7 protein-coding genes and 1 pseudogene are annotated in these 12,407 nt (G+C 71.8%); 1 reads left to right on the top strand and 7 read right to left on the bottom strand.

The features are described 5' to 3' along the window. Positions 1-275: 275 nt before the first annotated feature. Positions 276-506 (top strand): DUF7455 domain-containing protein, encoded by a 231-nt coding sequence (locus QF034_RS30155; RefSeq protein WP_094053871.1) that lies wholly within the window; start codon positions 276-278, stop codon positions 504-506. Between the two features lie 185 nt (positions 507-691). On the opposite strand, the gene QF034_RS30150 is transcribed toward QF034_RS30155, so the two are convergent. The 7 genes and pseudogenes from QF034_RS30150 to QF034_RS30120 all read right to left on the bottom strand — a co-directional run bounded on the left by QF034_RS30150 (position 692) and on the right by QF034_RS30120 (position 12,328). Continuing rightward, entirely contained in the window at positions 692-1,528 is an 837-nt protein-coding gene (locus QF034_RS30150; protein WP_307177848.1) for a S1 family peptidase, read from the bottom strand. 139 nt (positions 1,529-1,667) lie between these two features. Then, entirely contained in the window at positions 1,668-3,206 is a 1,539-nt protein-coding gene (locus tag QF034_RS30145; protein WP_307177847.1) for an RNA polymerase sigma factor, read from the bottom strand. A 427-nt stretch (positions 3,207-3,633) separates the two neighbouring features. Next, positions 3,634-4,521 carry a FadR/GntR family transcriptional regulator gene (locus QF034_RS30140; RefSeq protein ID WP_307177846.1) on the bottom strand — a complete coding sequence of 296 codons (888 nt, stop codon included), beginning with the start codon at positions 4,519-4,521 and terminating at the stop codon, positions 3,634-3,636. 161 nt (positions 4,522-4,682) lie between these two features. Further along, positions 4,683-6,884, bottom strand: a complete 2,202-nt coding sequence (locus QF034_RS30135; protein WP_307177845.1) for an ABC transporter ATP-binding protein — start codon at positions 6,882-6,884, stop codon at positions 4,683-4,685. A 109-nt stretch (positions 6,885-6,993) separates the two neighbouring features. Further along, a complete protein-coding gene (locus QF034_RS30130; RefSeq protein WP_010034909.1) occupies positions 6,994-7,752 on the bottom strand; it encodes an NUDIX hydrolase in 759 nt (252 codons plus the stop codon). Between the two features lie 130 nt (positions 7,753-7,882). Further along, positions 7,883-9,806 (bottom strand): annotated as a pseudogene (locus QF034_RS30125) (glycogen debranching N-terminal domain-containing protein). A 620-nt stretch (positions 9,807-10,426) separates the two neighbouring features. Beyond that, a complete protein-coding gene (locus QF034_RS30120) occupies positions 10,427-12,328 on the bottom strand; it encodes a DUF4192 domain-containing protein (RefSeq protein ID WP_307177844.1) in 1,902 nt (633 codons plus the stop codon). Between the last annotated feature and the right edge of the window lie 79 nt (positions 12,329-12,407).

The following is a 12,407-nucleotide window of genomic DNA, read 5'->3' as shown; positions in this document are numbered from 1 at the left end:
AAGCACACATCACGTTCCCTTCCAGGCATGAACCATTTAGGCTCCGGGCACGTCCTCATGAACAACCGGCAACCCAGCCGGGAGGACCGACCACCGATACAACGCGAAGCTCCGTAAGACACATAGACACGCAATACGGCACATTCGCCGCCAACCGGCAGCAGACAGCCGCCTCGCAAAGATTTTTTCGAGGAAAAGCCACGAGCGGGAACGTTTTGGGGCTGGTTGGATGTTGACCCTGGTACGACAGCTCGTCGAGCTAGAGAAGAGGCGACGTGACTACTGTTCTGACCCCTGCGAGCCAGTTGACGGCCGCTGATCGCTGCGACCGCTGCGGCGCCCAGGCGTACCTGCGCGTCGTCCTGCTCAGCGGCGGAGAACTGCTCTTTTGTGCCCACCACGGGCGCAAGTTCGAGCCGGAACTCAAGAAGATCGCCGCTGAGATACAGGACGAGACGGAGCGGCTGACGGCCGCTCCCGCGACTGCCTCCGAAGAAGAGCGCTGACACCTCGCGTCCGACGACGAGCCAGCCCGGCACAGGCCGGTGAACGGGCGGCTGCCTCACCACCGAGGCAGCCGCCCGTCCTCGTCCCCGCGAGTCCTCTCAGTGCCCCCGCGCGCACGCTGCGCGTTTTCTTCACATCCGCGTTCAGTCGAACGTGCACATGACCTTCACACCAGTGTCCGGCTTCAGGCCCGTGTCCAGTGGAGCGTGCGCATGATGTCGGACACCCGCATGTACACCCCGGGGCTGCCGGCGCGACCGCAGCCGATCCCCCAGGACACGAGCCCGATCAACCGCCCCTGGGCCACCAGCGGCCCCCCGCTGTCGCCCTGACAGGCATCCCGGCCCCCCTTCGCCTCTCCGGCGCACAGCATGCTCCTGGCGTCGTAGACGCCGTCCACGTCTTCCGGATACGCCTCCTCGCAGAGAGCGTCGGGAAGCACACGCACGCGTGCCGCCCGCAGACTGTTCGGATACTCCCCAGCGCCCGAGACGTCGCCCCATCCGTACACCGTCGCAACCCCGCCCACGGCGTACGCGGGGTCGTCACCGGCCGCCATCGTGATGACCGAGCCGGCAGAGAGAGGTTCGGCCAGGGTGAGTACGGCGAAGTCCCCGGCGTTGCTGACACTGTCGTAGGCCGGGTTCACCCAGGTGTCTCGCACGGCGACCTCCTGGCCACCGCGGTCCGAGAGCAGGTCCGTGCGCCCCGCTATGACCCTGAGATCGCGTACGCGCTCCGGTGGCCCGCCCAGGACCTCCTCGTCCAAGCAGTGGGCCGCGGTGAGCACGGTGCTGCGGCCGACCGCCACGCCGCCGCAGAACTGTCCCGCGCGCGTACCCCCGAACCGGTCACGACTGGACAGGGCCACCGTCCAGGGGCTCTCCGAGGCGTCGACGGGAAATCCTCCTATGACCACCCTGTCGGCGGCCACAGGCGCGCTGGAACCCACTGAAAGGGCGGCTACGGCGGCTGTCACGACCAGCGGTCGGGCCAGAGTCCGGACAAAGCGGCGACGCATACACGCTCCTCACTCCGTGGTATCAGCGAGACACCCAGAGTGATTCACCCTGTGGCAGCCCGCATCCGCGGAGAGGCATGAAGAAGGCCCGGTCCCCCATGAGGGAAACCGGGCCTTCCGCGTCGTACGACCGCGACGACTAGTCGAGGTAGTCGCGCAGCACCTGCGAACGGGACGGGTGGCGCAGCTTCGACATGGTCTTGGACTCGATCTGGCGGATCCGCTCACGCGTGACGCCGTACACCTTGCCGATCTCGTCGAGGGTCTTCGGCTGACCGTCGGTGAGACCGAAGCGCATCGAGACGACGCCCGCCTCGCGCTCCGACAGGGTGTCGAGCACGGAGTGCAGCTGCTCCTGGAGGAGCGTGAAGCTGACCGCGTCGGCCGGGACGACGGCCTCGGAGTCCTCGATGAGGTCACCGAACTCGCTGTCACCGTCCTCGCCGAGCGGGGTGTGCAGCGAGATGGGCTCACGGCCGTACTTCTGGACCTCGATGACCTTCTCGGGGGTCATGTCGAGCTCCTTGGCCAGCTCCTCCGGGGTGGGCTCGCGGCCCAGGTCCTGGAGCATCTGGCGCTGCACGCGCGCGAGCTTGTTGATGACCTCGACCATGTGCACCGGGATACGGATGGTGCGGGCCTGGTCGGCCATGGCGCGGGTGATCGCCTGACGGATCCACCAGGTGGCGTACGTGGAGAACTTGTAGCCCTTGGTGTAGTCGAACTTCTCGACCGCGCGGATCAGGCCGAGGTTGCCCTCCTGGATGAGGTCCAGGAAGAGCATGCCGCGGCCGGTGTAGCGCTTGGCCAGGGAGACCACCAGTCGGAGGTTGGCCTCCAGGAGGTGGTTCTTGGCCCGGCGGCCGTCCTCGGCGATGATCTCCAGCTCGCGCTTGAGCTTCGGGGCGAGCTTGTCGGCGTTGGCCAGCTTGTCCTCGGCGAACAGACCGGCCTCGATGCGCTTGGCGAGTTCGACCTCCTGCTCGGCGTTGAGCAGGGGGACCTTGCCGATCTGCTTGAGGTAGTCCTTGACCGGGTCGGCGGTGGCACCGGCGGCGGCGACCTGCTGGGCGGGCGCGTCGTCCTCGTCCTCGTCGGAAAGGACGAAGCCGGCGTTCTCGGTGCCCTCGGGCTCCTCGACGGCCTTGCCGGGAGCGGCCTCCTCGAGCACCTCCTCTTCGAGAAGCTCGACGTCGTCCTTCTTGGCGCTGGTCTTCTTCGCCGCAGTCTTCTTGGCGGGCGCCTTCTTCGCGGCCGCCTTCTTGGCGGTCGTCTTCTTGGCAGCTGCCTTCTTGGCAGGCGCCTCCTCCTCGGCTGCGGGCTCGGCGGCGGGCGCCGCCGGCGCGGCAGTGGCGGTGGGCTTCCGGGTGGTCACCGCCCTGTCCGCGACCGACTTGGTGGCGGTGCGCTTGGCGGGACTCTTCGCTGCGACGCTCTTTCGGGTGCGCTTGGGCTCTGCGGCACTGACCATCAGCGTCACACCCTCTTCCTCGAGGATCTGGTTGAGGCTGCGCAGTACGTTCTTCCACTGAGTGGCCGGAATCTGGTCAGCTTCGAAGGCCCGACGCACGTCATCGCCGGCGATCTGCCCCTCAGCCTTTCCCCGCTCAATGAGAGCCATGACAGAGACGGACTCGGCGATCTCCGGCGGGAGCGTACGGGATGTGCTGGCCGACACGAACAACCTCTCGGAACGTTGGAAAACGGCTTCCGGCCCCGTCCACAGTGGACAGGAGCCGACCGCCGGCTTGGGGGTGGGCCGACGGCGCGGGCGGGGGCCGGGAAGATTCACAGCGCCATGAACGGCGTCCGTATTCCCTCCGCGGCTGTCACCTCTTAGGTCATCGCGTTCTTCCCGCGAGCGTTACGCCCAATTCGCGTGGCCCGAGTCACACCCCGTAAGCGAACAAAAGGGATCGGAGGCGGGCAAAGTAGGTCACACCTGGTTGTTACCCGGCCGCTCCGGCGATCATGCGGCCCCTTCGCGCCGTCGGACCCCGCAGGATCACGGGGATCCTGCGGGGTCCGACGTGAGGCGGATCACCGAACGGGCAATGCCACAGGAGGGGGGTGGCACACCCGGCCGCGCCGCCCGCGGAACGCGGTCAGTGCTCGCGGGGAGCGGGCACCACGCGTTCCACCTCGGGATGGACCGTGAGCAGTTGCCGCATCGCCGCCTCGGCCGCGGCTCCGTCGCCGGCGGCGAGGGCGTCACAGATGCGGCCGTGGTGCGCCAGCGACGCCTCGTTCGGCCGGTCACAGCCCGCGACCGGACCGCCCGAGACCTGGAGGGCCGAGGACACGATCCCGGACAGGTGCTCCAGCATGCGGTTGCCGGCGACCTGGATGAGCAGCGAGTGGAACTCGGAGTCGGCGCGGGAGAACGTGAGCGCATCACCCTGGGCCATCGCGTGCCCCATGATCTCGACCATGTCCGTCAGCCGCTGCTGGACGTCCTCGCGCCCGTGCCCGGCGGCGAGGCGGGCGGCGAGCGGCTCGATCGTCCAGCGCAGCTCGCTCAGCTCGCGGCGCTGGTCGTCGCGCTGCGGCCCGAAGGCCCGCCACTCGATGATGTCCGGATCGAGAAGGTTCCAGTCGCTGACGGGGCGCACGCGCGTGCCGACGTTCGGGCGAGCGCTCACCAGGCCCTTGGCCTCCAGGACGCGGAGCGACTCACGGACGACGGTGCGGGAGACCTCGAACCGCTGGCCGATCTCCTCGGGCACCAGCGGGCGGTCGGCGCCCAGGTCGCCGGAGACGATCATCTGACCCAGCTGCTGGACGAGTTGGCCGTGCAGCCCGCGTCCGCGGCTGCCCGCGGCGCGCCTGCCCACCCGGCCCAGCTCGGGGTCCCCGCCGTCCCAGGCAGGGGCCCCGACGCGGTCGACGGCGGGGGCCTCCGCGAAGGGGTAGCGGTCGAGTTCGCCCGGGCTCGCGAGGCCGGAGTCAGCGGAGCGGGCGGCGGTCATCATGGTGTGCGCAAGGGTACTCACGCATCCTTTGTCGGCGCCGTCTCCAACTCCCTTGAGGTCTTTGGTGAAAAGCACACGAAAGGGTGATCGCTCACCCCGTCGCAATTGACGCCTTATCGGAAAGAAATGGGCGTTGTGCGGGGAGTTGTGCGCATGGCCGGACTAAGGGTTACGGACAGTCGTCACCGGAACCGGCTCCGCAGTGCGGTGAGCAGGTACGCGCAGAGCAGTGCGGTCAGCGACAACGTCAGTGCGCCGCCGACAGGTTGGGAGATCACGCTGAGAGCGGCTTCCAGGTAGCGCTCTCCTCCGAAGGGCCATCGCGGCAGGAGAGCCTCGCGCAGCCGCATGGGCAGTCCTGCCGCGGTCCGCACGGACGGTCCTTCCAGAACCTTGTGGACCGCGGGTACGACGAGGACCGGCACGGCCGCCACGGCGGCGAGCCCGGCCGTGGTGGACCGGAAGACGCCGGCGGCCAGTACGCCCGCCCAGGCGCAGCCGACCACGAGCCCGATCCAACCCGCACTCATCGAAAGCCAGTCGGCGGGAACCTGGGCGAGCTCCCGTCCGTAGACGAGATAGAGCACTTCGGCGTCGCAGCCGACGGTGAGGGCGGCCAGCACCAGCGCGGTGGCCGTGGCGACGAGCAGTTTGGCGGCCAGCAGCCCCAGCCTGCGGGGCACGGTGCCGCGGTCCGCGGCCAGGGCGGGGTGGCGGAACTCGTCGCCGAAGGCCAGCGCGCCGAGCAGTCCCGCGCCGAGCGCCGCGGGCGGCAGGGGCAGCTCCTGTGGCCACGCGGCCAGCAGGCGCGGCTGCGGGGTGTGCCCGATTCGGGCGAGCACGACGGCGGTCACGGCGGAAACGGCGAGCACGGCGGCCCCGGTGAGGAACCCGGTGCCGATCCCGGCGGCACGGCGGATCTCGTAGCGGAGAGGGCGGAGGGGACTGGGGGCAGGGCGGACGGAGATGGGAGGCGGCAGAGGGGGCAGGGCGTCGAGCGTGCGCACCGTCCGTGCGCCGGCGCGGTGGGACGCAAGAGGTGCCGTCGTCTCCTCAGGACGGGACTCGGCGCTGGACAGGTGGCCGGCCGACGGGACGACCGGGCGTTCGTGCGGCGTGGCGGCGGGCTGCGCGGGCCCGTCGGGGGACAACGGCTCGTCGGCGACCGGCTCCGGTGCGTCGACGGCAGGTCGTGGCTCAGCCGGGGGTCGCGGCTCGGCGCCGGCGGCCAGGGCCTCGGCGGTGGCCGGGGCCGGCTGGGGCGCGCCGAGGGAGGGACGCGGCTCGCCGTTGGCGGTCTGGGGCGCAACGGTCGTCCGGTGCGCGTCTGTGACGTGCCCTGGCCCGGAACCCGCGCACTCCGGCTCGAAGCCGACGTGCCCGAGCATGTCGTCCGACGTACGCACTGTGTCGGCGGCCCTGTGTGAGTCGCCCGCCGTCTGCCCTGCCGTGCCCGGTGCCGGGTCACGGCTGATCTGCGGTTCACCTGCCTGTGTTGCTCCCGCCCCAGGCCCCATGTCGCCGATCTCATCGGCCAGTTGGTGGACGACGATGCCGTGGCGGAACGCCGTCTCGCCGATCTCGGCGCAGGTACCGCCGTACACGGAGAGGCGGTTGCCGCCTTCTCGTACGACTTCGACGGAGCGCCGCGCGGTGCGGGCCTGCTTGGCCACCAGAACCGCCAGACGTGCCGCATGCGGGCTGCGTACGGCGACCCGGGGACGCAGGCGGGTGCGCGAGAACTCCGCGACGTCCTGGTCGGCCACGAGCCTGCCCTGCTCCAGAGTGACGACACAGTCGGCGGTGCGGGCTGCCTCCTTGGGGTCGTCCGTGGTGAACAGGACCGTGCCGCCCTGGGCGGCGTGGGCGCGCAGCATGCCGTGCAGCCAGTGGCTCTCGCGGACGGACAGACCGTCGGCCGGGTCGTCGAGGACGAGCGTGTGCGGGTCGGCCAGGAGGACACAGGCCAGGCCCAGGCGGCGGTCCATGCCGCGCGAGAGGGTTCCGAGGCGTTCGTCGCGCAGGCTCACGAGCCCGACCGCCTCGAGGACTTCGTCGGCACGCCGGGCCGGGACTCCCGCCGCGGCGCACAGCATGCGCAGATGGCCGCGGACCGTGCGGGCCGGGTGACCCGGCACGTCGCCCAGCAGCACACCGACCTCGCGCGAGGGATGGGCGATGCGGTGCAGGGGACGGCCCCGGAAGTAGGTGATGCCACGACCCTGTTGGAGTTCCAGCATGAGTCTGAGGACTGTCGTCTTGCCGGCGCCCGGCGCTCCGAGCAAGGCGGTGACACGGCCCGCTCGCGCCTCGAAGGAGACGTCGTCGGCTGCGAGCGGAAGCCCTTTGCGGGGGTTGCTGGTCAATCCGAAGGCCTGGATCACCCGCAGCAAGATAGCGCGCTATGTCCGGTTTTTCGGGCAGCACGAGGCCTGCCTCGGGCACGACAATCACTCTTGTCCGGGCGGCGGGCGCGTCGCGTTCCGGAACGCGTCAGACCTCGGGGCGCAGCATCGGGGGGTTGAGCAGGGTCGCGCCCCCGGCACGGAAGAGCTGAGCCGGGCGGCCGCCCTGGCGGGTGGTCGTCCCACCCGTGGGGACGAGGAAGCCCGGTGTACCGGTGACCTTGCGGTGGAAGTTGCGCGGGTCGAGCGCCACGCCCCACACCGCCTCATAGACACGGCGCAGCTCGCCGACGGTGAACTCGGGCGGGCAGAAGGCCGTGGCCAGCGACGAGTACTCGATCTTGGAGCGGGCGCGCTCCACTCCGTCCGACAGGATCTGTGCATGATCGAAAGCGAGCGGCGCGACCGGTTCGGCGTCACGCCCGTAACCGCCCTGCCGCAGCAGTTCCTCCACCGGGGCCCAGCGCGCGTTGCTGGCGTCGCCGCCGGCCCTGGGCGCGGGCAGGTCGGGAGCGAGCGCGAGGTGGGCGACACTGACCACCCGCATCCTGGGGTCCCGCTTGGGGTCGCCGTAGGTGGCGAGCTGTTCCAGGTGTGCCCCGTTGTCCTGGGCGGGGACGGACGGGTCGTGGACACGCAGTCCGGTCTCCTCGGCCAGCTCGCGCGCCGCGGCCTGCGCCAGGTCCTCGTCGGCCCTCACGAAGCCGCCGGGGAGCGCCCAACGCCCCTGGAACGGCGGTTCCCCCCTGCGTACCGCCAGCGCACACAGGGCATGGCGGCGAACGGTCAGCACGACCAGGTCCACGGTGACGGCGAAGGGGGGAAACGCTGACGGGTCGTAGGGCATGCGGCGATCATAGTCGTCTGCCTGACGATAAACACTCCCTTCGCCGGTCGCATCGGCAACTGATCCACTTCGGTCGGAAATGGACTTCCCTGTGAGCCCCGGTGGTCGGACGATTGAACGTCGTACCAGGTCACACCCCCAGTTGAAGTCCGTCGGCCGCTTCCTCGACCATGGCGAGGCCGAGCCGGCTGACCCGCACGGAGAACGGGGCGCCCGCGATCCGCAGGCCCGTGAAGCCGATCTCGCCCAGGGGCGCGCTGCGCATCGGGCGCAGGGTGACCGTGCCGGCCGGGGCGTCGGGGCGGATGCCGACGAGCGTGGTCAGCAGCAGCACTCCGGCGGCCGCCGGTGTGGGCCGCGGGGCGGCAGGCCGCCGGGTGCGGAAGGGGGGCGCTCCCGTCCGTGCGCTGTTCCCCCGCGTACATGTCGGGCAGCCGGTGGGCGAAGGTCTCGGCGGCCGCGAGCACGCCGCGCAGCAGCGAGGTCGCCTCCTTCTCGTATCCGACGGCGGCCAGTCCCGCGACGGCGAGTGCGGTCTCCTGGACGCGTACGGCCCCGGCGCGGTGACCGAACGGATTGAATCCCGGTTCCTTGGCGCCCAGTCCGCGCAGGCCCCAGCCCGAGTCCATGACTGGGCTGCCGAGCAGCCGGGCGAGGTTCTCGGTGTGCACCTTGTCGAGCAGACCTGGTGCCAAGGCGCCCTCGCCCAGCAGCCCGGTGTCGAGGAGGTGGACGGCGGCCGCGCCCAGGTGAGGCACCGGCCTGCCGTCCGGAGCACGGGCTGCCGCGGGTCGGCCGCCCCCGCGGTCGTCGACCCAGAAGTCCCCGCGGAAGGCGGTCCGTAGGGCCTGCGCCCACTGCCGGAGTGCCGGTCCGTCCGTGCGGCCGCAGGCGTCGAGCAGGTCGGCGCCGAGGAGCGCGGCACGGTGGGCGTGGGCCTGTGTCTCGCAGCGGACGGGCCCGCCCGGATGCGGGTCGCGCAGGTACGCGTCATCGCCCACGGTGGCTCGCAGCCAGGTCAGACAACGCTCGGCGGCGGGCAGCAGTTCCTCCGTCTCCTGCTCGCCGAGACCCCAGCGGCGGGCCTCGGCGAGCAGCACGGGGAAGAGCAGCGTGGCCTCCGTACCGGTGCACTGCGGCGGAAGGTGCGGGCCCGCGTCCCGTCTCGGGCCGGGGATCATCCCGGACTGTGGTCCCGGGCCGGTGAGTTGAGTACGGGCGAGGATCCGCAGCGTCCCCGCTGCCAGGCCCGTACCGAGCGGCAGGGCCATCCGGGCGGCCACGAGCGCGTCGGCGGGGGCCAGACCGCAGCGCCAGGGTGCCCCGGCCGCGAGGTGCATGTCGGCGGGGTTCGCGGAATCACGCAGCAGGAGGGCCTGGAGGTCCTCGATGCTCGCCCTCAGGAGTGCGGGGACTCTCGGGTCGTCGCCTTCCGCTCGCGCGGCGGCCAGGGGGCTGGTCGCCACGCGGCCCACGGCTCGGAGGGGACCGGCGCCGTCGGGCCGCACCCGCAGCTCCACGCTTGTGCTGCCGCCAGGCGGCAGATCGAGCTCCCACCGCAGCAGTCCGGCTGAGGCCAGGGCGTCCGAGGGAGGCGGTGCGGCCGTGACGGACGCGTTGCCGGTGGCGCAGGACCAGCGCAGGCCGGAGTCGTGGACGCTGGCGGCAAGTTCGGGTCCGGCGCGGCCCGAGGCGATCGCCCCCAGGTCGGCCAGGTCCGTGCCCAGGGACACCTCGACCGGCAGACGCAGGGGACGGGGAGCCGCGCTGTGCAGGGTGATCCGCTCCGTGCCGTCCGCGAGACGGTTGCGTTCCACGATCACGTCCGGATCCGGGCCTGCCTGCGGCGACGTGCGGAGTGTGCCCACGAACCTGGCACGGTCGGCCGCGGCCATGCGGGCCTGCACGGCGAGCGGTTCCCGCCCGGCCACGCGGACCTCGCACCGGGAGAGCACTCGCCGGCCGGCGCGGTAGAACCCCTCCAGACCCCGGCCGGTCATCTGCCCTTCCTCCGTCGAGATGGCCAGACCGGGAAGCGCGACACAGATCATCATGGTGTGGGCCGGCGGCAGGTCGGCGGACCAGCGCAGCCCGGGGATCGTGGCGCCCAGGGGAGGCGCGGCGGACTGCCCCGTGGAGGACGACGGGCCCCGGCTCAGAGCCAAGGGCGGTGAGGGCGAGCCGTACCCCGACGCGGAATCGGGGCGACGGTTCTGGCCCGCTCCGTGGGGCGACGAACGGCCGCGGCCCGGTGTCGAGGGCGGGCATGCGTCGGGACTGGTGGGCAGCGAGGCCGGTGCGGCGCCTCCGGGGAACCTGGGCCCGAATCCGTCGACACGTGCCGCCGGCCACGAAGGGGCGTTCTCAGCCTCCGACCGTGGAGTGCCTGCACCGGGCAGGCCGGGGCCCGACCCACGAGGTGGCGGCTGCCCGCCCGGGGTGTGGCGGTCATCGGCGGCGGAGGGCGGAGTCGGCTGATGCATGGAGAGGCTTCCTCTGCGCTCGGTGCGCCTCGATCGAGTTCGGCGCCGGTGCCGGAGGGTTCCGGCGGGGCAGGGGCGGTACGGCGTCACGGCCCGTCCAGGCGTTCCGCCACTCAGGTGAACGGCGTGAACCTCCTTCGAGTCACGCCCGTGCCCCCGCCCCGCGCGCGTCGCGGCCGCAAGGAGGACACTCACTCCTCCCCCTCCGCGCCCTGGCCGGGCCGCGCGCTTTCCTGGCCGATGTCCGCACGCGGCATGGCCGTCTTGCCTGGCGTGCGCGCACGCGTGCCGCTCGTGCGTCCGCTGCCGGACCGCCCCGTGCCCGCGGTCGCTGGCCCGGTGCGTGTGCCGGCGCCTGCGGCACCGCCAGGACGCGCAGGACCTGCCGGAGTACGCCGACGGGGCGCCCGGGCGCTGGGGACGCGGTCTCCCCTGCGGACATCACCCGAGGCGATGCCGGCAGCACCGGCAGCACCGGTGGAACGGATACGGCGTCGACGACGTGAGGGCATCGCCGTGGACGCGGCTGCGGGCTCCGGCTCGCACTCGGACGTGGCTGCCTCGCCCGTGGCGACCTCGTCGGCGGCGGACCGAGCCGGGGAGGCATCGTCCCGCGGGTCGGAGCCGACCGGCTGTCCGGGCAAGTCGTCCGCCCGCTCGCGACACTCCTCGGCCCGAGCCCGGGAGCCGTCTGCCCCGGAAGCCATGCCGTCGGCCCGAGCACCCATGCCCTTTTCGGAGCGAGCATGCAAGCCATCGGACCGAGCATCCATGCCGTTTTCGGCCCGGGCATCCATGCCGTCGGGCCGGGTCGCAGAGTCGGCGGCTCCCGAGCGCCCACGACCGTCGCGCTCCGCGCGCAGGCAGCTGCGGATCGACTCCGGGTCGAGGCCTTCGTTGCAGGCCTGGTGCAGAAGACGGGCGAAGAGATAGTCGGGGTCCGCGCCCAGGGCCATGGCGAGGGCTTCCCGGGCCTCCAGTTCGTCGCCCGTGGACCATGCGACCCATCCGGCAAGAGTGAGCGGCGCCGCGGCGTGCTCGCCGTAGGGTCCGACGCAGCGGCGGGCCAGCGACCGCCACAGGCGCAGGGCGAGTCCGGCCTCGTCGCCCTCCATCCACTCGGCCGCGCGGTCGCGGGTCGCGCGGTCCTGGAGTCCGAGGATCAGCCGGGCCGCCTCGTCGTGCGCGAGAAGTTCGTCGTCGCGGAGATCCGCCAGGAGCATGCCGGAGACGGGCTGTGCCCCGGCGAAGCGGTCCAGGATGTGCCCGGCCAGTCGTAGTGTCTCGTCGGCCACGTCGGCGCGGCCGGCGTCGTCCAGGATCCTCGGGACCAGTGCCAGGCTCGCGCTGTCCAGGGCGCTCTCCTGCTCGAGAGCGGCGGCGTTCTCCCAGGGGAGCAGCCGGGCCCGCAGCTCCCGCAGCGTGCCGCGCACCTGGATGCCCGCGTAGGTGGCAGCGGCCGCCAGCACCGATGTGCCGGGCAGGCCCATGGGGGCGCCCTCGGGCGGGCAGCACACCGCGTTGTCACAGCAGAACGACCAGTAACGGCCGTCGGAGATGCACAGCGCCTCGACCACCGTCACGTCCAGGGAACCGCACTCCACGCGCAGGCTGTGCGCCAGCGGCCTCAGCCGCTCCATGACCTGTCGGCCGGACTCGCCCTTCTCCGGTTCCTGGCAGAGGAAGGCGACCATCGAATCGGGGCGGGCCCCTCGGCGCTCGCTGCCTGTCACCAGTCCGTGGGCCAGCTGCCGGGCCGCCGACGGCCAGTCGTCCGCGTTGGCGGGGATGCCGAGGCGGGCCCGGCCTCCGAACCGGCCGCGTCCGTCCCTGTCGTGCAGGGCTACCAGGACGATGCTGTCCTCCGGGCGGTACCCGAGCAGATACGGCAGGGCGTCGGCCAGTTCGGCCGGGGTGCGCAGGGTGACCTGGTGCTCGCCGCCATGCCCGTCGTATGCGGGACTGGGGACATGCGGCCCGGCCCCCTCGCTCGCCCCCTGCCGCGGTCCGCCGTCCTTGTGCTTGCCCTGCGCGTCGGGTCCGGTGATGTCACCGTTTTCAGAGGATCCAGTCGCTTCGCTGTGGTTCGTCATGCGGAGACGATCTCGCGGAATCCGAAGCTCCGCTTGGCCCTGTGGATAACTCCGATCAGGGACACGTCACCGGAACGGC

Origin of the sequence: Streptomyces africanus, assembly GCF_030816955.1 — a bacterium.
Lineage (GTDB): Bacteria > Actinomycetota > Actinomycetes > Streptomycetales > Streptomycetaceae > Streptomyces > Streptomyces africanus.
The sequence above is the reverse complement of the archived record's forward strand: the minus strand, read 5'-3'. Positions and strand labels throughout refer to the sequence as shown.